The 20,159-nt window shown below is 68.9% G+C and carries 16 protein-coding genes; 7 read left to right on the top strand and 9 right to left on the bottom strand.

Features of this window, described 5'->3' with window-relative positions; all coding sequences use genetic code 11:
- Positions 1–39: 39 nt before the first annotated feature.
- From ACT3T9_RS10520 to ACT3T9_RS10510, 3 genes are read right to left on the bottom strand one after another with little or no spacing between them, the layout of a single operon-like run.
- Complete coding sequence (locus ACT3T9_RS10520; RefSeq protein ID WP_444606573.1) at positions 40–981, bottom strand: carbohydrate ABC transporter permease; 942 nt, start codon at positions 979–981, stop codon at positions 40–42.
- Positions 981–1,997 carry an ABC transporter permease gene (locus ACT3T9_RS10515; RefSeq protein ID WP_444606572.1) on the bottom strand — a complete coding sequence of 339 codons (1,017 nt, stop codon included), beginning with the start codon at positions 1,995–1,997 and terminating at the stop codon, positions 981–983. The genes ACT3T9_RS10520 and ACT3T9_RS10515 overlap by 1 nt, the downstream gene beginning before the upstream one ends.
- Positions 1,994–3,184 carry a glycoside hydrolase family 5 protein gene (locus ACT3T9_RS10510; protein ID WP_444600880.1) on the bottom strand — a complete coding sequence of 397 codons (1,191 nt, stop codon included), beginning with the start codon at positions 3,182–3,184 and terminating at the stop codon, positions 1,994–1,996. Before ACT3T9_RS10510 ends, ACT3T9_RS10515 begins: the two co-directional genes overlap by 4 nt.
- Before the next feature lie 50 nt (positions 3,185–3,234).
- On the opposite strand from ACT3T9_RS10510, the gene ACT3T9_RS10505 reads away from it, so the two are divergent.
- A complete protein-coding gene (locus ACT3T9_RS10505) occupies positions 3,235–3,885 on the top strand; it encodes a TetR/AcrR family transcriptional regulator (RefSeq protein ID WP_345076125.1) in 651 nt (216 codons plus the stop codon).
- 6 nt (positions 3,886–3,891) lie between these two features.
- Here ACT3T9_RS10505 and ACT3T9_RS10500 read toward each other — a convergent pair whose 3' ends face one another.
- Entirely contained in the window at positions 3,892–5,574 is a 1,683-nt protein-coding gene (locus ACT3T9_RS10500; protein WP_345076123.1) for an extracellular solute-binding protein, read from the bottom strand.
- Positions 5,575–5,931: 357 nt separating this feature from the next.
- Here ACT3T9_RS10500 and ACT3T9_RS10495 point away from each other — a divergent pair, with 357 nt between their 5' ends.
- The 3 genes from ACT3T9_RS10495 (at position 5,932) to ACT3T9_RS10485 (ending at position 8,878) form a co-directional block, all read left to right on the top strand.
- Positions 5,932–7,527, top strand: a complete 1,596-nt coding sequence (locus ACT3T9_RS10495) for a glycoside hydrolase family 30 protein (RefSeq protein WP_444606571.1) — start codon at positions 5,932–5,934, stop codon at positions 7,525–7,527.
- A gap of 70 nt (positions 7,528–7,597) precedes the next feature.
- Positions 7,598–7,882 carry a hypothetical protein gene (locus ACT3T9_RS10490; protein ID WP_345076120.1) on the top strand — a complete coding sequence of 95 codons (285 nt, stop codon included), beginning with the start codon at positions 7,598–7,600 and terminating at the stop codon, positions 7,880–7,882.
- A 36-nt stretch (positions 7,883–7,918) separates the two neighbouring features.
- Entirely contained in the window at positions 7,919–8,878 is a 960-nt protein-coding gene (locus ACT3T9_RS10485; protein WP_345076119.1) for an ankyrin repeat domain-containing protein, read from the top strand.
- A 100-nt stretch (positions 8,879–8,978) separates the two neighbouring features.
- Here the strand turns inward: ACT3T9_RS10485 and xylB are convergent, their stop codons facing one another.
- Together xylB and xylA are read right to left on the bottom strand one after the other, a co-directional pair.
- Positions 8,979–10,370: a xylulokinase gene (gene xylB, locus ACT3T9_RS10480; protein WP_444606570.1), complete on the bottom strand. Its 1,392-nt coding sequence runs from the start codon at positions 10,368–10,370 to the stop codon at positions 8,979–8,981.
- 396 nt (positions 10,371–10,766) lie between these two features.
- A complete protein-coding gene (gene xylA, locus ACT3T9_RS10475; RefSeq protein WP_444606569.1) occupies positions 10,767–11,960 on the bottom strand; it encodes a xylose isomerase in 1,194 nt (397 codons plus the stop codon).
- Positions 11,961–12,126: 166 nt separating this feature from the next.
- Between xylA and ACT3T9_RS10470 the strand changes: the two genes are divergently transcribed.
- Together ACT3T9_RS10470 and ACT3T9_RS10465 are read left to right on the top strand one after the other, a co-directional pair.
- On the top strand, positions 12,127–13,311 hold the full coding sequence (locus ACT3T9_RS10470; RefSeq protein WP_444606568.1) for an ROK family transcriptional regulator: 1,185 nt from the start codon (positions 12,127–12,129) through the stop codon (positions 13,309–13,311).
- Positions 13,312–13,804: 493 nt separating this feature from the next.
- A complete protein-coding gene (locus ACT3T9_RS10465; protein ID WP_444606567.1) occupies positions 13,805–15,472 on the top strand; it encodes an ABC transporter substrate-binding protein in 1,668 nt (555 codons plus the stop codon).
- 110 nt (positions 15,473–15,582) lie between these two features.
- On the opposite strand, the gene ACT3T9_RS10460 is transcribed toward ACT3T9_RS10465, so the two are convergent.
- Positions 15,583–16,641: a LacI family DNA-binding transcriptional regulator gene (locus tag ACT3T9_RS10460; RefSeq protein WP_441446205.1), complete on the bottom strand. Its 1,059-nt coding sequence runs from the start codon at positions 16,639–16,641 to the stop codon at positions 15,583–15,585.
- A 209-nt stretch (positions 16,642–16,850) separates the two neighbouring features.
- On the opposite strand from ACT3T9_RS10460, the gene ACT3T9_RS10455 reads away from it, so the two are divergent.
- The gene (locus tag ACT3T9_RS10455; protein ID WP_441446206.1) at positions 16,851–17,834 is read left to right on the top strand and encodes an acetylxylan esterase; all 984 of its coding nucleotides are present in this window, start codon (positions 16,851–16,853) and stop codon (positions 17,832–17,834) included.
- Positions 17,835–17,963: 129 nt separating this feature from the next.
- Here ACT3T9_RS10455 and ACT3T9_RS10450 read toward each other — a convergent pair whose 3' ends face one another.
- Both ACT3T9_RS10450 and ACT3T9_RS10445 read right to left on the bottom strand, forming a co-directional pair.
- A complete protein-coding gene (locus tag ACT3T9_RS10450; RefSeq protein WP_444606566.1) occupies positions 17,964–19,127 on the bottom strand; it encodes an endo-1,4-beta-xylanase in 1,164 nt (387 codons plus the stop codon).
- Positions 19,128–19,216: 89 nt separating this feature from the next.
- On the bottom strand, positions 19,217–20,152 hold the full coding sequence (locus ACT3T9_RS10445) for a carbohydrate ABC transporter permease (RefSeq protein WP_444600898.1): 936 nt from the start codon (positions 20,150–20,152) through the stop codon (positions 19,217–19,219).
- Between the last annotated feature and the right edge of the window lie 7 nt (positions 20,153–20,159).

Here is a 20,159-nt window from a genome sequence, read left to right as displayed (position 1 = left end):
CAGGGGTGAGGAAGGGCAGGGGCCCCGGGTGATGCAGGGTCAGCCCTTGATCGCCCCCGTGAGCACGCCCTTGGTGAAGAACCGCTGCGCGAAGGGGTAGACGATGAGGATCGGCACCGTCGCGACCACCACGATCGCCATCTGCACGGTCTGGGCAGGCGGGGCGGGACGGTCCGGGGCCTGGAGATCGCTCATCGCATTGCCCTGGACGACGTACTGGTTCAGCACCAGCTGGATCGGCCACTTCGTGGTGTCGTTGATGTAGAGCAGGGCGTTGAAGAACGAGTTCCAGTAGCCGACGGCATAGAACAGGGCGATCACCGCGAGCACCGCCTTGGACAGCGGCAGCACGATCGAGCCGAAGATCCGGAACTCGCTGGCCCCGTCGATGCGAGCCGACTCGAGCAGCTCGCTGGGCAGCTCCATGAAGAAGTTGCGCATCACGATCATGTTGAAGGCGCTGATCAGCCCCGGCAGGATCAGTGCCCAGTAGCTGTCCAGCAGGCCCAGCTGCTTGATCAGCAGGTAGTTCGGGATGATCCCGGCGCCGAAGAACATCGTGCACAGCACCAGCACCATCGCGCTCTTCGCATAGGGGACATCGCGGGTACGGGTGAGCCCATAGGCGAGCGTCGAGGTGAACAGCAGCGACAGCAGGGTGCCGATGATCGTGATCCCTGCGGTGACCAGCAGGGACCTGGTCACCACGCCGCCGGCGAAGATCGATTCATAGGCCGCACTGGAGAACGACGTCGGGATCAGCTGCCCGGAGGTCACGGAGCCGGCGTCGGCGAAGGAGAACAGGATGACGTACAGGAACGGGTAGAGCATCACCACGGCGATCATCGCGATGGCCGCCACCTTCAGCGCCTGCATCGTGGGCGAGGGGGTCCCCATCCAGGGCGGACGCCCTGGGGATCGGCGGGGGCCCTTCGCGCGGCGGGGCGCGGCGGGCTGGGCGATCTGGTCGATGACGGCCATCAGAAGATTCCTCCGGTTCCGAGGCTCTTCGCGATGCGATTCGCGAAGATGACGAGGACAGTGGCGATGACGCCCTTGAGCAGTCCGGCGGCCGCGGAGAGCCCCCAGTCACCGCCGGCGATGCCGCGGAAGTAGACGAAGGTGTCCAGCACCTGCGCCGCATTCGCGCCGACAGCGGGCTGTTGCAGCAGCAGTTGTTCGAAGCCGACGGTCAGCACGTTGCCCACGGTGAGGATGAGCAGCAGGGAGATGACGGGCACCAGGCCGGGCAGGGTGATGTGCCACATGCGCCGCCAGGAGCCGGCGCCGTCGGTCGCGGCGGACTCGTACAGCTCGGTCGGGATCGCCGAGATCGCGGCGAAGAAGATGATCGTCCCCCAGCCGATGTCCTTCCAGATCACCTGGCTGACCACGAGGATCTTGAACGTCTCGGGGTTGGTCATGATGTTGACGCCGTGGATCCCGATCGCCTCGAAGAGCTGGGCGACCGGGCCCGCACCGCCGAGGATCTTCTGCCAGATCGCGATCACGATCACCCAGGAGATGAAGTGCGGCAGGTAGACGACGGTCTGGATGATCCGCTTGATCCCCTCCCCCAGCAGGGAGTTCAGGAACAGCGCCAGGATGATCGGTGCGGGGAACGCGAAGACGATCTGCAGCAGCGAGATGACCAGGGTGTTGACGACGGCGCGCAGCACTTCGTCGTCGGTGAAGAGGTTCGCGAAGTTCTGCAGTCCCACCCACTCGGACTCGAAGACGCCCCGGAACGCGGAATAGTCCTGGAAGGCGACCACATTGCCCGCGAGCGGGACATAGGCGAACAGCAGGAAGAACAGCACACCGGGCACGATGAACACATACATCTGCCACTCGCGCTTCATCCGCTGCCACCGGGACCGGGTCCGAGGGCGCGGTGGCCCCGCAGGTGGCTCGGGGTGCGTGGGACTCTCCTCGGGGACGCTCGCGACCGCCTGCGCGATCGCCGGGGACTCGACGTCCCGTGCTCCGATGCTCATCGAAGGATTCCTTCCTGGGCCGCGCCGGGGGCGCGGGTGGTGGGTGAGGGGCTGGAGATCCCCGGGAGCGCGTCGAGAACGGCCTCGCGCGGGGTGCACCGGGCGACGGGCAGGTTCTCGAGCAGCTGGTCGAAGATCTCCTGGGCGTGCGAGGGCGCGGGGCCCTGCTCGGACGTCCCCCAACCAGCGGCGAAGCGGATGATCTCCTCCCAGCGCTCGGGTGGGGTGATGATCTGCGGCGAGGTGCCGCGGGCGATCTTCTTCCAGGTCCAGAACGTCCAGGGGATGTCGTGCTGCTCGAACAGGCCGAACGCGTCGGAGTACCACTGATCGTCGTTCTCACCGCTCTCCCCCATCCACAGCGGAAGGCCCAGCCGGTCGCGAAGATCGAGATGCTGCTGGATGCTCTGAGTCGTCGGTTCCGACCAGTACTTGTGGAAGTGGACGCAGGAGTTCTCGTCCCAGATCTGATCGATCCCCTCGAAGCGGGTCGCCCAGTTCCAGCCTTCGATGGAGAGCAGATGGTGGGGGTCCGCCTCGCGGATCACCGCGATCACGTCGCGGTAGAACTCCGCCAGCCGCGGCACCAGGGCTGCGTGCTTCTCCGGCAGCGGTTCGTTGAGCAGGTCATAGGCGCTGACGGTGGGCTCATCGGCATAGCGCTGTGCCAGCAGCCGCCACAGGCGCAGCCCCTGCTGGTAGGCGGCGGGGTCGGTGAAGAGCTCGGGCAGGCGACGCGGTGAGTCGTCGATGTTCTCGCCGGTCTGGCCTCCGGGGGCGCCGTGGAGGTCCAGCACGCAGCTGATCCCCGCCGCGCGGCACCAGTCGATCGTGCGATCAACGTGCGCGATGCCCTCGTCGATCAGATCGTGGCCGTCGAACAGCGCGCGGGCATTCAGCGGCAGCCGCACATGGTCGAAACCGGCAGCCGCGATCTGGGTGATGTCCTGCGCCGTGAGGAAGCGCGCTCGATACTTCGCCCAAAACTCCGCGGCGGCGGCGGCCCCGAGCAGCTCGGTGACGAGCTGCTCGATGCGGCGCGGCGAATCGACCGGTCCCTCCAGGTCCCACATATATCCCTCCGGCAGCAGCCAGCCACCCAGCCCCATGCCGCGCCGGAAGGGGAGCGCTCCCTCAGGAGCGACGATGCTCGCCCCCTCGCGCCGGTAATACCTCGACTGCGTCATCCCTGGTCTCCTGTTCCTGGCCATCGAGCGGAGGCGCTAAGGTGCCGAACATGCCCAGCGCCTCCATGGATCCGGCCGATGCCTCCCTCGGCCCCCGAGCTCGTCGCTCTGCGCTGCGCCGCAAGGAGATCCTCGAATCCGCCGCCCGCACCATCGGCCAGCGCGGCTACGCGGGGGCCACGCTGGCGGCGATCGCCGAGGATGTCGGCATCTCCGCCCCGAGCCTCCTGCACCACTTCCGGAACAAGGAATCCCTGCTCACAGAGCTGATCGACTACCGTGACGACGTCTCGCGGGACATCGGGGGAACGTCCTTCGACGCCGGCGGGCAGGCGGCGCTGGACCACCTCGGCGACACCGCCGCCGCCAACACCGCCAACCGCGGGCTGACCCAGCTGTACGCGGTGCTCCTCGGCGAATCGATCACCGAGGGGCATCCCGCGCAGTCCTACTTCCGGGATCGTCTCGCGGGGCTGCGGGTCATGGTGCGCGACGCGATCCTCACCGCCGTCGCGGATCCGACGATCGCCGAGGCCGATGTCCTGGAGACCTCGGCGGCGATCGTGGCTGTGATGGATGGCGTGCAGTACCAGTTCCTGCTCGACCCCGGCGCCGTGGATATGACCGCTGTGACCCGTCGCACCATCCGGGCCCTGCTCGCCGACCTCAGGAGCGGCTCCGCGATGGGCGATGAGCACTGACATCGCTCAGGACGCCTCGTCGAGCGCTGCGGTGTACTCGTCGCAGAGGGTCTGCCCGCCGCCGCTGAGCCATGCCTCGCGGTAGGCCGCCAGCTCGCTGAGCGGGCGCCGACCGGTGATGAAGCCGTTGCGATAGTCCTCGTTCAGAGAATCCAGCTTCGCGTTGAGGGTCGCGGCGCTGGGTGCGATGGTCCCGGCCACCGGGTTCGGGACGGTCGCCGAGACGAGCTGCTCCATCGTGGTGCGGAAGTTGTCGACGTAGTCGGTGAGGGTGGCGCCGATCGAGAAGATCGGCGAGTTGAAGGCGCCCAGCCACTGCAGCGCCGCCCGGTCCGCGTCGGCCTGCTCGTCCTCGAGCCCGACGACCTCGTGGTCCGGTCCGAACTCATAGTTCACGCCCTCGGTGCCGGAGCCGATGAACAGGGCCTCCTGGGAGCCGAAGGGGGCACGCCAGTAGTTGATCACGCCCAGCAGGGCGTGCAGGCGGGCCTCGTCCTCGGCGGCTTCGGCGGAGATCGCGACGATGCCCCAGTAGCCGTCGTCGCGCTGGATGACGATGTCCCCGCCATCGAAGGCCGGCGGCACGAAGAACTCGGGCTCGGCCTCCGGGGTGGAGTCGACGACCTGGCCGATGATCGGGTTCCCGAAGAAGCCGTTGAAGGAGTCGATGGTCAGGGCGATCTGCCCGGTGGTGAATAGATCCGGCAGTTCGCCGCCGATCCCGTCGGGGTGGATGACCCCGGCATCCCACAGCTGCTTCTCGAACTCCATGACCTGCTCGAAGGCATCGGTCATCAGCACATTGGTGACCTTGCCGGCGTCATCGAGCTGCCAGGTGGTGCCCGCGCGGAACATCCACTCGAACATGGCCTGCTCGTTGCCGCCGATCGTGGACATGCCCCAGATCTGCTTGCCGTGCGCGGTGCCGAGGCCGGCGATATCGGTCATCACCTGCAGCCACTCCTCCGCCGTGGACCCCATGGAGTCGTGACCCGCCAGACGCATCAGGTCGGCGCGAACGAGCGGGAAGTTGGTGAGGAAGGGGTTCTCGTTCGGGACGCCGTAGATGTGGCCGTTCTTCGCGGAGACCTGCCAGGCGTTGGTGGAGACGTTGGCCAGGTTCGGCCACTTGAGGATGTTGTCCCCGGAGAGCACCTCGGAGAGGTCCGCGAAGGCTCCATCGGCGAGCGCGCGCTGGCCGATCGCATCGGTGTCCTGCACGAAGGACAGATCCGGCACCGAGCCCGAGGCGATGGTGGTGGAGAACTTGTCGTTGTATCCGTCGGCCGCGGTGAGCGTGGGGGTGAAGGTGACGTTCAGCCGCTCCTCCAGGGCCTGCCAGTACTCGTTCTGCTCGCGAGGGCGCGGCGGTGCGCCCCAGAGGACCTGGAAGGTGGTGACCTCGTCGCCGGTGCCCGGCGCTTCGTCGACGGAGGTGAAGTACTCCTTCAGGGGCGAGGTGAAGATCATCGGCATGCCTTCCACCTCGGAGGCGATGCCGCCCTCCGGGACCGGAGGCTCGACGTGGGTGGGCAGCGTGAGCGCCTGTTCCTCGAAGCCGCCGGAGCCGGATCCTCCTCCGGAGGAGCTGCCGCAGGCGGCGAGCCCGCTGACGGCGAGGGCGGTCGCGCCGAGTCCGAAGACGGCACGGCGGGAGGGGCGGAACGGGCGAGGCGAAACGTTGGTCATGACGCTCTCCTTTGAGGTCGACAGGAACGGGATCAGCCAAACACCTAACGAACGTTAGGCGTTCATGTCGAGGAGCGTACAGGGACGCCGCAGGCTTGTCTGTGACTCCGGTCGTCACGATCGGGTAACGGCTTCCGACGGAATCTCGCGCGCGCGAGCAGGTCTTTGATCACACCCTTGACCTGGTGTTCTGTACAGACTCGGGGGCTGGCGGCCTGCCCGCCGAGCACGCTAGCGTCGGCGCCGTTCCATCCCGGCCACCCGTTAGAGGGCGTTCTCCTCCCTCCCGCGGCGCCGGGTCGCACAGCACCGACCACCGCAGAGCAGCGGTGGCGATCGCTCCGGAAAGGGCACCCCATGACCACTCGTCATCCCCGTCGCACCCTGCTGGCCACCCTCGGTCTCGCCGCCGGGGCAGGTGTCCTCGCACCTGCCGCCGCGGGGGCCGACGGGCCGCCCGATCGATCAGATCCGCGGGGCCGCTCCGTCGGCGCCCTCTCTCGCGGTCAGGACCGGGCGCCGGGGCGGAGGGGCATGCTCGCGCAGCAGCACCGCGTGGACCGCACCGGCGGGGTGGTGGCGACCCACGGCGAGCGCGAGATCGTCTGGGAGCAGGTCGCCACCACCGCCCAGACCAGCTCGGCAGTGATCGACGTGGACCCTGAGGATCCCGGCCATCCCTTCGAAGGCTTCGGGCCGGCGCTGACCCATTCCGCGGCCTGGCTGCTGCTGCGGATGCCACGCCCCCGCCGCCTGGAACTGCTCCGGGGGATGTTCTCCCCCACCGGTCCGCTGCGCCTCACCGCCCTGCGGATTCCGCTCGGGACCAGCGACTTCGCCCCTGACGCTGGAGCCTCGACCTACTACACCTTCGCCGACGAGCAGGGCCCGGCGGATGATCCGCTGGCGCATTTCGACATCAGCCGTGACGAGGAGACGATCCTGCCGGTGCTGCGGGATATCGTCGAGATCGCGGGGACCCTGAGCGTGGTCATCTCGCCGTGGTCCGCTCCCGCGTGGATGAAGACCAGCGGTTCACTCATCGGTGGCCATCTGCTCGACGATGGGGCGACCCGGCAGACCTGGGCGAACTATCTCGCCCGCTCCCTGAAGGCCTACGAGCAGGCCGTCCCTGGCCTCACCGTCAGCGCGGTCACGGTGCAGAACGAGCCGCTCCACGAGACAGCGCAGTACCCCTGCATGGGAATGACGGCGGAGGTGCAGGCCGAGGTGATCGGCCAGCTGCTCGGAGAGCTCGACCAGCGCGGCTCGTCGGCGGTGGTGCTGTCCTACGACCACAACTGGGACCGGGTGGACTACCCGATGGCGGTGCTCGACGAGCTCCGCGCCACCGGACTCGACGATCCCGGACGGGTGGGCGCGGCGTTCCATGCGTACGCCGGAACTGCCGACGCGGTGGACCCGCTGCACGAGGCGCATCCGGAGGCTCCGCTGTGGTTCACCGAGCAGAGCGGCACCCAGGATCCCGCGAAACCCTATGAGGGCGACTTCGCCGACGGGATCTGGTGGATGTCCAACCAGCTCTTCCTGCCTGCGCTGCGTCATCACCACCGCGGCGTGATCCTCTTCAACCTCGTGCTCGACCAGGACGGCGGACCGGGACCGGCGACCTTCACCAACGGCACCGGCCTGTTCCAGATCGAGGAATCCACCGGTGAGCTGATCCCGAATGCGGAGCTGTACGTGATGGCCCACCACAGCCGGTTCCTCCCTCCGGGCACCCCGACCGTCGCCTCCACCGCCCCGCTGGGCCTGCCGAACGTCGCGGCACGGCGGGCCGACGGCTCCCTCGTGGTGGTCCTGCACAACGACGCTCCGGCGCGGGCCGTCACGGTCCGTGCCGGCGACCGGGTGCTCACGGCCGAGCTGCCGGGCTGGACACTCGCCACTTTCGTGCTGACCGAGCACCAGCGGGTGCGCGGCGGGCGGTGAACCCTCGACGGTGCGCGGCCAGGCGGTGAACGGGCGTGCGGCGAGCAGTGCCCGGCACTACTCTCACCCCATGGCAGAGCATCCCGCGACCGGCGGGCACCGGACACACCGCTCGGGCGGATATGCCCTGGCCTTCGGTCTGCTCGCCATCGCGTGCGCGCTGATCCCGGTGATCGGTGACCTGGTCGCCGTGCCCATCGCGGTCGTCGCGGTCGTCTGCGGCGTCGTCGGCGTCGGCCACTACGACGCCGGCCGGGCCCCGCGGATGCTCCCCGCACTCGCGGGTGCCATCCTGGGCGCCGTGGCGCTGCTGCTCGTAGTGGTGGGACTCATCGCGACGAGTCCGCTGGGCTGATCCTCGTCCGGGACGCCGGCGCTCTCGTTCTTCGCAGTGCCGGACGAGCTGGTGGTGTGGCTGGTCGAGCAGGGCGCCGACATCAACCAGCCCGACGCGTACGGCGAGACCCCTCTGCATCATCACGCGGGCTCCTGGCGCGGCAACCCGACGCTGATCCTGCAGCTCGGCGCCGACCTCCATGCCCGCGACGCCAGCGGACAGACGGCCCTGTTCGGGGCCATGATGCATCCCGGGCACGTGCGCACCCTCCTCGAGGCGGGCATCGACGTCAACGCCCTGGATCAGGAGGGCGAGACCGCCCTCGAAGCTCGCCTGCGGCGCACGAGCACCCACGAGATCACCGAGGTCACCGAGTCCGTGCAGCTGCTCCTCGCAACTGGGGCGCAGATCCCCGAGGGGATCGGCGAGGAGGTGCGCGCCCTCAGCGAGGACTTCGAGCGGATCCGCGAAGATTATGCCCCCGAGTCCGTCGAGGAGACGGGCGCCGCCGTCCAGGAGCTGTGCCGGCTCTTCGGGGTCGTGCCGGCCGCGGAGGTCGTGCGCCACGACGGCACCTCCCCCATCGACACCCGCGCGGACTCCCCCGTCGAGCAGTTCTCCGAGCTCTGGGATCTGCTGGTTCCCGGCATGGGACCGGCCGACACCGTGCAGGGCGAAGCCGTGCGCATCGTCGGCCGCGTGACCGCCGAGATCCATGGCACCGGCGGCGCGAACTGGGATACGGAGTTCGCGCGCATGATCACTGCGCTGCCCGCGCTGCTGAGTGCCCATACCGCCTCCGCAGCACAGTCCACCGCAGCAACGGCCACCACCGCAGACGCCTCCGGGACCTCGCCCGAGCTCGCGGCTGCCGAGCTGGCAGAGCTGGCCCGTGCGATGCGCAGCGGCGCGGCCGACGACATCGAGCTCGCGCGGCTACGAGACCTCGTCGTCGCCTGGGTGGCTCGGCACCCGGCACCGATCACCCTGCCGCCGCAGTCCTACCGCAGATAGCAGTCTCCTCGCAGGCAGCGGTCACCGCGGGTGCGCGTGGAGCAATGCTCAAGGAATCGTGCTCGAGGAAGGGTGCGCGACGAGGGGTGCCGCGTGTCCGTCAGCCCCAGCTCTCGGTGCGGTCCTTCAGCTCGCGGTACGCGCCCAGCACCTCAGGCGTGGGCTCGGCGCCGACGGTGCGGGACCCGCTGAGCCTCCAGGTCGGCGCTTCGCCAGCGCCGGAGAGCGCCCAGGCGGCCTGGCGAGCCGCACCGAGGGCGACGTACTCCCCCTCGGGGGCGATCGTCACCTCGCGGCCGATGATCGCAGGAGCCAGCTGCTGGACGGCCTGGCTGCGGGCAGCGCCGCCGATCAGGGTGATGCGGGCGGCGGCGGTGCCGGTGCGGTCCTCGAGCGCAGCGATCCCGTCGGCCAGCGAGCACAGCAGTCCCTCGACATAGGCGCGAGCCACGTCCTCCCGGGTCGTCGCCGTGCTCATCCCGGTGAGGGTGGCGCGGGCGGTGGGACGGTTCGGGGTGCGCTCACCGTCGAAGTAGGGCAGCAGGGTCACCCCGTTCGCGCCGGGCACGGAGGCCAGCGCCAGGCGGGAGAGCTCCTCGTGCTCCACCCCGAGCAGCGCCCGGGCGGCCTCGAGGATGCGGGAGGCGTTGATGGTGGTGGTCATCGGCAGGAAGTTGCCGGTGGCGTCCGCGAAGCCGGTGACGGTGCCGCTCGCATCGCCGGGCCGGGTGGGGCTGACCATCGCGCAGACGCCGGAGGTGCCGATCGAGACGGAGACGTCGCCAGGGCCCTGCGAGAGGCCGAGCGCGGCACCCATGTTGTCGCCGGTGCCGGCGGCGATCACGGCGCCGCGGGCGGTGCGGGCCATGACCTCCTGGGGGGCGCCGGGCAGGCGGGGCAGCGCGAGTGCGGTGCCCAGCGCCCGCTCGGCCAGCTCGGGCGCCCAGGCCTCGGTGCGGGTGGAGTAGTAGCCGGTGCCGGAGGCGTCGCCGCGGTCGGTGAAGGGCGCGGCGCCCTGCTCGGCGAGATGGAGGGAGACGTAGTCATGCGGGAGCAGCACGCTGGCGGCGCGCTTCGCGTTCTCCGGTTCGTGGTCCCGCACCCAGCGCAGCTTGGAGGCGGTGAAGGAGGCGACCATCAGGCTGCCGATCTCCTCGACAGAGGCCTCCGGCCCGCCCATCTCCTCGATCAGGGTCTGGGCCTCGGGCGCGGAGCGGGTGTCGTTCCACAGCAGCGCATCGCGCACCACCTCGCCCTGTGCGTCCAGGAGCACCATGCCGTGCTGCTGACCGCCGACGGAGACGGCGTCGGCGCGCTCCAGCAGCGGGCCGGCAGCCTCATCGACCGCGGCGAGCCAGGCGCGGGGGTCGACCTCGGTGCCGTCGGGATGGGTGGCGCGGCGCTGCTCGAGGATCTCGCCGGACTCCGCATCGACGAGAAGGGCCTTGGTGGCCTGGGTGGAGGAGTCGATGCCGAGGACCAGGGGTGCCATCAGAGGGCCTTTCCGTCGTGAGTGCTGGAGCGGAGCGTGCTGGAGCAGATGAGTGCTGAACACATGGGTGCTGAACAAGCAGTGCAGCAGTGAAGTGGCGCTGGGGCGAGGATATGCCCCGCAGCGGAGCCGCGTGCCGGGTGCCGGGTGCCGGGTGCCGGGTGCCGGGGGTGCCGGGGAGCCGAGCCGCCGAGCGATCCGGACGCAAGGCGCGAGCCGGGCGCTGCGCGAGCCGCTCCCGACGATTGTGCGCTGAGGACCTATATCGGTGTCCCGTATAGGTCCTCAGCGCACATTCCCGCGGTGGTCACGCAACGATCACGCGATCACGCAGAACTCACGGGAGCTCGGGAGCTCGAGTGAGGCGGGCGAGTCGAGTGACGCGGGTCAGTCGGATCAGGCGCGGAAGCCGATCAGGTGCTGCATGGCCAGCTGCTGCAGGCGCACGAAGCCGAAGTTCCGCTCGCCGGCCTTGTCCGCGTCGAAGTCCTCGAAGGTGGAGCGATCCGCGAGCAGGTCCGCGAGGGACTCGCCCTTGGCGAGGGTCGGCTCGGCGAGCTCCTCGACGCCGGAGTACTTCAGCGCCTCCTGGACCTCGGGGTCCTGACGGAACGCGAGTGCGCGCTCCTTGAGCATCAGGTACATCTCCATGTTCGCCGCAGCGGAGTCGTACTGACCCTCCTCGTGCTCGGTGCGCGAGGGCTTGAAGTCGAAGTGACGGGCACCCACGTAGGCGCCGGGCTTGGACGGGAAGCCGTTCTCGAGCAGATCCACGGTGAAGAAGGCGGAGATCAGGTCGCCGTGACCGAACACGAGGTCCTGGTCGTACATCGGGCCGTGCTGGCCGTTGAGGTCGATGTGGAAGAGCTTCTCGCTCCACAGCGCCTGAGCGAGCCCATGGGTGTAGTTCAGGGTCGCCATCTGCTCGTGGCCGGTCTCGGGGTTGATGCCCACGATGTCGCCGTGCTCGAGCTGCTCGATGAAGGCCAGGGCGTGGCCGACGGTGGGCAGGAAGATGTTGCCGCGGGGCTCGTTCGGCTTCGGCTCGAGGCCGATGCGCATGTCGTAGCCCTTGTCCTTGATGTAGCCGGCCACGGTGTCCAGGCCCTCGCGGTAGCGCTCGAGCGCTGCGAAGAGATCCTTGGAGCCGTCGTACTCCGAGCCCTCACGGCCGCCCCACATCACGAAGGTGGTCGCGCCGAGCTCGGCGGCGAGATCCACGTTCGCCAGGACCTTGCGCAGGCCGAAGCGGCGCACGTCGCGGTCGTTGGAGGTGAACGCGCCGTCCTTGAAGACGGGGTGGGCGAAGGTGTCGGTGGTGACCATCTCGATCACGAGGCCGGTCTCGTCGGTGACGGACTTCAGCTGATCGATGATCTTCGCGCGCTCTGCGGGGGTCGCGTCGAAGGGCACCACGTCGTTGTCGTGGAAGGTGAAGCCCCAGGCGCCGAGCTCGGAGAGCTTGCGGATGTGGGCGCTCAGCTCGAGCGGCGGGCGGGTGGCCGAACCGAACTGGTCGCGGGCCTCCCATCCGGTGGTCCACAGACCGAAGGAGAACTTGTCGTCGCGGGTGGGGGTGGGGGCGGCCATGGGGAGGCTCCTTCGTCGTTGCTCTTGGCATGCTCTCGGCGTGCGCTCTTCGCGACGCCGCTGTTAGTAAGTTACCGTAACTAACAGTTGCGTGCCAAGCTGTTCCCAAATATTTCGGGTCAGCACGTCGCAGCTGCCCGCACCGGAGCCGGCGAAGGGAGCACAGGTGCAGTCCACCCATCTGCGTGAACACAACCTGTCCATGATCTTGAATGCGCTGGCGACAGCCGCTTCAACGTCCTCCCCGCTGTCCCGTGCCGGGCTCGCCAAGCGCACCCGGCTCACCAAGCCGACCGTCTCCAAGCTGGTCGAGGAGCTGGTGAGGGCGGGTCTGGTCGAGGAGGGCACGCCCATCTCCGCCGGGGCGGGGCGCCCGATGGTGCCGCTCAGCCCCGCCCGCGGGACCCTGCTGGCGATCGGGCTGGAGATCGCCGCCGACCATGTCGCCTGCCTCGGGGTCGACCTGGCCGGCGAGGTGCTGAGCCATCGCATCGAGTACCGGAAGGTCACCGCGACCTCGGCCGAGGAGTCGATCGACCTCGCCGCCGAGCTGGTGGGCAAGGTGCGCGCCGACGCCGGTGACCTGCCGGTGGTCGAGGTGGTCGTCGCCGTTCCCGGCCGCATCGCCCCGGATGACGGCCGGGTGCTCTCGGCCCCGAACCTGGACTGGACCGAGGTGCCGCTCGTGGGGCGCCTGCTCGCCCATCCGGAGCTCGCGGGCCTCTCGGTGCGCGCCCAGAACGACAACCGCCTCTCGGTCCTCACCGAGATCGATCATCGCCCCGGCGAATCCTTCATCTACCTGCGCGGGTCGACGGGAATCGGTGGCGCGGTGGTGCTCGATGGCGCACTGATGACCGGCGCTCACGGCTGGGCCGGCGAGTTCGGGCACACGGTGATCGATCCCGGCGGCGCCACCTGCCGCTGCGGTCGCCAGGGCTGCCTGGAGGCCTACGTCTCCTATCACGCACTGAGGGAACGGGCGGGGCTCAGCGACGACATCCTCATCGAGGACCTGGTCGATGCGCTCGCGCTGACCCGGGACCGCGCCGAGGTGATCGGCATGATCGGGCGCTCGCTGGGCCTGGCGATCGCCAATGCGCTGAACGTGCTGGACCTGACCACAGTCGTGCTCTCCGGCTACCTGGCCCCGATCTCCGATGAGCTGGAGCCGGTGATCCGCGAGACCGTGGAGCGCCACGCCCTGGCGGTCGAGGCCGGGCCGGTGCTGATCGAACGCTCGGACGACCAGCTCGACCCGGCCCTGCAGGGCGCGGCGCGAGCGGCGCTGCAGCCGGTGTTCAGCGCCCCCGGCGCATGGATCACCCGGGCTCACCCCTTCGCAGGCTGATCCCTCGGCCGCGGCGGCGCGGTCGACAGCCGCACCGTCCGCCCCGCCGGACAGAGCGAAACTTCGCGAGCCCGCCGCTCGTCCCGACAGCCCACCAGGGCAGGGATTGTCGGCCCCGCCACCGACAATCTGACATCGTGCAGCAGGAAGTTTTCGAGCGGTTTTCAGAGCTGGGGCGTCGACGCCGCAGCAACACCCCAATCCCGCTGACCTGCAGGTGTGCAATATGGCCGCCCGATTACAACGTTTACCAAGAAGTCCTTGACGGCTCGTCGGCCACTCTTTACTCTGAGAGCGAACCCCCTCTGGACTACTTGTTTTCGAGAAACTTTTCATTCTCTGAGGGGAGGGATGATCCGCGGCAGGGACGCTGCGGAGCACCCCTCCGTGATGAGCTCCACCGCCGCCGGCTCACCGCAGAACCGGCGACGGATGCTCGGCCTTTCACGGCGCTCCATGAATCCGATATCTCATCACTCCCCAGGAGTTCCCGATGATCACAGCTCGCTCACCGCTCACCAGCCGCCGCGCCTTCGTGGGCCTGACCGCCGCGACGCTCGGCTCACTCACCCTCGCCTCGTGCGGAGGATCCGAGGACGCCGAGGTCGACCCCGCCTCCCAGAATGTCGGCGCGATGGAGACCTTCGAGGCCGATCAGCAGTTCAAGGCCACCGAGCCGATCACCGTCTCGATCCTGTGGACGGACTGGCCCGAGCAGCCCGTCAAGGAGACCTGGCAGGTCTTCGACCGCATCAAGGAGCTGACCAATGTCCAGCTCGAGCTCACCCACGTCCCCTTCAGCGACTCCGTCGAGAAGCGCAGCCTGCTGATCAGCGCGGGTGATGCGCCCACGATCATCCCCCTGATCTACCGCGGCGACGAGACCCCCTTCGTCTCCTCCGGCGCGATCCTGCCGATGAGCGACTTCGTCGAGCACATGCCCAACTTCCGCAAGTACGTGGAGGAGTGGGACCAGGCCGAGATGGTCGAGAACCTCAAGCAGGCGGACGGGAAGTACTACATGCTTCCGGGCCTGCAGGAGGTCTGGGTGCCGTCGTTCTCCCTGATCATCCGTACGGACGTCTGGGAGGAGATCGGGATCGGGATCCCCTCGACCTGGGATGAGGTCCACGAGGGGCTGCAGGCCATCAAGGAGAAGTACCCTGACTCGCTCCCGCTGGCCGACGGCTTCGAGGGACAGTCCCTGATCAACTACGGCGGCTACTCCTTCGGCACCCGCGCCGGCTGGGGCTTCGGGGACGGGACGATCGGCGGGCAGGACGGCGAGCCGCTCCGCTACGCGGCGACCACCGAGGAGTACAAGGCGATGGTCGAGTACTACCGCGCCCTCGTCGCGGAAGGTCTGCTGGATCCCGAGACGCTCACCGCCGCGAACGACGGCAGCGGTGCCGGCGGGGTCGCGGAGAAGTTCGCCAAGGAGGTCTGCTTCGCCGCCTCCGGCTCCTCCGGCACGGCCATCGAGTTCGCGCAGGCCCTTGACGAGACCGTCGGCGAGGGAAACTACGACCTCCGGCTCATCCCGCCGCCTGCCGGGCCGGGTGGGAACATCATGGGCCCGCGCAACTTCTGGCACGGCTTCATGCTCAACTCCGAGATCGCCGAGTCCGCGAACTTCTTGGCGATCCTCCAGTTCCTGGACTGGCTGTACTTCAACCCGGAGGCGCGCGAGATGCAGCGCTGGGGCATCGAGGGCGAGACCTACACCAAGGCCGAGGACGGCACCATCAAGCTGATGGAGGGCTACTCCCTGGATTCCTTCGACCTGAACGTCGGCGCCGGGACGGATCTGCTCAAGGACCTGGGCTTCTCCACCTTCCTGGCCGAGGCCACCGAGTCGCGGGCGCTCAAGGAGTCCTACAACTCCGCGGAGTACACCGAGTACATCGACGGCGTGACCGAGAATCTCGAATCGATGCCGCCGTGGGCTCCGGCACCGCTCGAGGAGGCGGAGCTCGAGCAGGCGTCCCTGATGGCGACTCCGCTGAAGGACGCCGTGGACACCGCCACGCTGCAGTTCATCCTCGGCGAGCGCGACATGGGCGAATGGGATGCCTTCGCCGCAGAGCTCGAGGCTTCCGGTCTGCAGAACTACATGGACCTGATCAACGGCGCCCGCGAGCGGTTCCTCGAAGGCTCCTGAGCCGGCACCGGGACGGCGCCAGCACCTGAGCCGCCGCCGGCACCTGAGCCGACGCCGCAGCCGGAGCCAGAGCCGGCGTTCGCGGCATCAGGGCCGGCGTGCTCCGGAGGTCAGGGACCCTGCTCCCCCTCCGGAGCCGCCGACTCCCGCGGAGCCGTCGACTCCCGCTGGATGAGCATGGTCTCGAGCTTGAAGGGATGGGCGAAGAGACCCGGGTCCGAGGACAGCGCCAGCAGGCGCTCGATCGCGACCTGACCCATCGAGAACAGCGGCTGGCGCACCGCGGTGAGCTGCGGGTGCGTCCACTGCGCGATCATCGTGTCGTCGAAGCTGATCACGCTGAGCTGCTCGGGGACCTCGACTCCGAGCTGGCGCGCGGCGCGCAGGGCACCCACCGCCAGGGTGTCCGCGACGGCGAAGATCGCGGTGGGCGGTTCGGGCAGCTGCAGCAGGCGCTCGGCGCCGCGCTGGCCGTCCTCGTAGGAGAAGTTCCCGTGCTCGATGAGCTCCCGCTCCCACTTCACTCCGGCCGCACCGAGCGCGGAGTGGTAGCCCTGGAGCCGCTGGCGCGCCGGGATCGAATCCTCCGGGCCGGCGAGCACACCGATCCGGCGATGCCCTTGGTCCACCAGGTGCTGGACGGCGGTGGTGCCTCCCTCCCAGTTGGTGGCCGAGATGGTGACGATCCCCTTGACGTCGGGGTCGATGGAGACGGGGTCGATCGCGATCAGCGGCAGCGAGAGGTCTTTGCTCCAGCGGGCATGGCGGACCCCGATCGGGGTGGTCACCAGGACCACTCCCTCGACGCCGCGGGAGGCGACCTCGGCCATCCAGGCGCGCGAGAGGCCGGCGGAGGTCTGATCGCCGCTGACGACGATGAGATCCACATCGGCGCGGTGCGCCGCCTGCTCCGCGCCCTCGAGCACCTGCAGCGAGTAGGGGCTGGTGAGGGTGTCGAAGTGGATCAGCGCCGAGCGTCGCTTGTCCCCTTCGCGGCGCTTGGGCTGGTAGCCGAGCTCCCGCGCGGCCTCGGCCACGATCTCTCGGGTGCGGTCGCGCACGTCGGCGCGACCGTTCATCACCTTCGAGGCGGTCGCCAGCGACACCCCGGCCTTCTCCGCCACCTCTTTCAAGGTGACCCGTCCGGTCCGCGTCTCGCTCTGTGCCATGACTTCACCTCTCCCGTGCCCGGGGCGCTCCGCCCTTGGAGCGCCGCCTCGCACCTTACCTGCGCGAACGAACCTTGACCGGCCAGCACGCGAACTCTAACCCTGCCCTACCTTAACTTTCAGTTCATTGTTTCGCCAGTTTTCGCTGGCGTCACCACGCGGGGAGCGGTCGTCGTCGATCACCCCACGGACTCGTTGGAGGCATCTCCATGGCCCTGTTCGACATGCCCCTCGATGCCCTGCGGGAGTATCGCCCCACGCTCGAGGAGCCGGCGGATCTCGAGGACTTCTGGGACCAGACCCTCACCCAGGCCCGTACGGCCTCGGCCCCGATCCTCGCCCAGGAGCGGGTCGAGAACGGGCTCACCCTGGTCGACACCTGGGACGTCACCCTCGCGGGGCACGGCGGCGCACCGGTGCGCGCCTGGTACAACCGGCCCGCCGGCACCGACGGGGATCTCCCGGTGATCGTCGAGTATCTGGGGTACGGGGGCGGACGCGGCGAGCCTCTCGAGCGCCTGGCCTGGGCCGCCGCGGGGTACGGGCATCTGCTGATGGACTCCCGCGGGCAGGGCTCGGGCTGGGGCGCGGGCGGGCATACCGCGGACCCGGCTGGTTCGGGTCCGGCCGCCCCCGGGGTGATGACCCGCGGCATCGAGTCCCCGCACACCTCCTATCTCACCCGCCTGCTGACCGACGCCGCCCGCGCCGTGGATGCCGCCCGCGCCCTGCCCGGCGCGGACGGCCGGGTGGTCGTCACCGGGAGCAGCCAGGGCGGCGGCCTCGCTCTCGGCGCCGCCGGGCTGGTCCCCGACGTCGACGCGCTGATGACCAACGTCCCCTTCCTCACCCATATGCGTCGCGCCACCGAGATCACCGATGCCGACCCGTACCAGGAGATCGTGCGCTACCTGGCGGTCCATCGAGGTCTCGAGGAGCAGACCTTCCGGACCCTGGCCTACGTCGACGCCCTGCACCTGGGCCGCCGTGCGACTGCGCCCGCGATGTTCTCGGTGGCGCTGCGCGACGTCATCTGCCCGCCCTCGACCGTGTTCGCCGCCTACAACCTCTATGGCAGTGCTACCGGGAAAGAGCCGGAGCGCGAGATCGTCGTCTACCCCTTCAACAACCATGAGGGCGGCGGTCCCGCTCAGCAGCGACGCCAGCTCGACTGGCTGCGCGAGAACCTGTGACCGTCGCGCCGGCCGGCCCCATCGGCCGCGGATGCTCCGCGGGGCAGCACCGGCCCCGCAGCCTCAGCGCCGCAGGACCGGCCCCGCGCTCTCGGGGCGCCGCAGCGCCGCAGGACCGGCCCCGCGCTCTCAGCGCCGCAGTGCCGGGTGTCCCGCCCGGCCGCTCGCCTCGGCGAGCGCGTCCTGCACGGCGTAGTAGGCGGGCTTGCGGGAGTAGTCGTCCCACAGCACGGTCGCCGCGCCCTCACCGGGGAAGGTGCCGGGCACCCACGAGTAGCGATCCAGCACGCCCCACAGGGTCAGCGACGAGCAGCCCTCCACGGACAGCGCCGCTTCGGTCACCCGGCGGTAGTACTCGGCCTGCTGCGCGAGCTGGGCCTCCGTCGGCTCCTCACCCTCGACCACGTCCATGCGCACATCGAGCTCGGTGATGGCCGTCTGCAGGCCCAGATCGGCGAAGCGCTGGAGGTTGTCGGCGAGATCCCCCGGGAAGCCGTAACGGATCGACAGGTGCCCCTGGGTGGAGAAGCCGTGGACCGGGACCCCGTCGGCCAGCAGCTCCTGGATGAGCGCGTAGTAGGCATCGCTCTTGGGGTTGATCCCGTCGACGTTGTAGTCGTTGAAGAACAGCAGCGCCTCCGGGTCCGCGGCGTGAGCCCAGCGGAAGGCGTCGGCGATGATCTCCGTGCCCAGCTCGCGGATCCAGATGTTGCCCTCGGTGCGCAGGATGGCGCTGTCGTCGAAGATCTCGTTGACGACGTCCCACTGCTGCATGCGCCCGGCGTAGCGGCCGACCACCGTCTCGATGTGCTCCTTGAGGATCGCCCGGAGCTCCTCGGGCGAGAAGCCGCCCTCCGTCAGCCAGGCGGGGTTCTGGTTGTGCCACATCAGGGTGTGACCGCGCACGACCTGGCCGTTGGCCTCCGCGAACTCCATGATCGCGTCCGAGTCGACGAAGTTGTACTCGTCCCGGGCGGGGCGCATGTGGTCCCACTTCATCTGGTTCTCGGCCGAGAGCGAGGTGAACTCTGCCGCCAGCAGCTCGCGGTAGGGCTCGTCGGCGGTGAACGGATCGGGATAGGGCTGGCTCGTGTGGTGACCGCCGCCGGCGACGGCGCAGCCGATCTTCAGGGTGCTTCCGGCGGCGAAGGCGAGGTTGTCCTTCTTCGCGAGGCCCGGGGGCTTGGCCTGCCCGTTCCCGGGAACCCCGCCCGGGGCGGCGGCGGCGGCGGGAGCGGCGACCGCGAGCGTGGTCGCGACAGCTCCGGCGGTGAGGATCTGGCGGCGTTTCATGGTGTCTCCTTCGACGTCATCATCGGGGGAACTGCGACTGCTCGTGCAGGCGCCCCGCCGGCCGCGGACGGCAGACGGGGCGCGAGGGTTCAGCCCTTGACAGAGCCGAGCATGATGCCCGAGACGAAGTACCGCTGCACGAAGGGGTACACGCAAAGGATCGGGATCAGGATCAGGATCATCGTCACCGACTGGATGTTGGCGTTGATGGCATCGACGCTGCCGCCCGAGGCCGCGGCCCCCTCCGACGCTGCGGTGGAGGCCCCGGCTATCAGGTTCCTCAGGAACAGGGTCACGGGGAACAGGTCCGTCTTGTCCAGGTACAGGAAGGCGGCGAACCAGTCGTTCCAGTACTGCACCGAGTAGAACAGCACCATCGTGGCGATCACCGCCTTGGACAGCGGCAGCACGATCCGGAAGAAGATCCCGAACCAGCTCAGGCCGTCGATATGCGCGGCCTCCTCGAGCTCCGTGGGCAGGTTCTCGAAGAACGCCTTCATCACCAGAAGGTTGAAGACCGACAGCGCCGGCGGAAGGATCACCGCCCACATCGTGTTCTTCATCCCCAGCGAGGAGATGAGCACGTAGTTCGGGACGATGCCGCCGTTGAAGAACATCGTGAACACGGCGATGCCGATCAGCAGGCCGCGCCCCTTGAGGTGCTTCTTCGAGAGCACATAGGCGTAGGAGGTGGTCAGCACCATGGCGATGGTCGTGCCGATCACGGTGTAGACCACGGTGTTGCCGTAGGCGCGCCAGAAGTTGTCGTTGTTGGCGACCACCTTGTAGGTGTCGAGGTTGAAGCCGACGGGGAAGAGGTTGACCTTGCCCGCGTTGATCGCACCCGCTGAGCTGAACGACTGGGCCAGCAGCATGACGAACGGGTACAGCATGAGCGCGCACATGAGGACCAGCACCGTCATGTTCACGACCGTGAAGACCTTGTAGGACGTGGAGTCCTTAATCCGGGAGGTCCGGGGGGCGACTGCGCTCTTGGAATTCTTGCGCGGCGCATCCGGGGCCATTGCTTCG

The organism is Brachybacterium sp. AOP29-B2-41 (assembly GCF_052378395.1).
In the GTDB taxonomy this organism is placed as follows: Bacteria; Actinomycetota; Actinomycetes; order Actinomycetales; family Dermabacteraceae; genus Brachybacterium.
The sequence above is the reverse complement of the archived record's forward strand: the minus strand, read 5'-3'. Positions and strand labels throughout refer to the sequence as shown.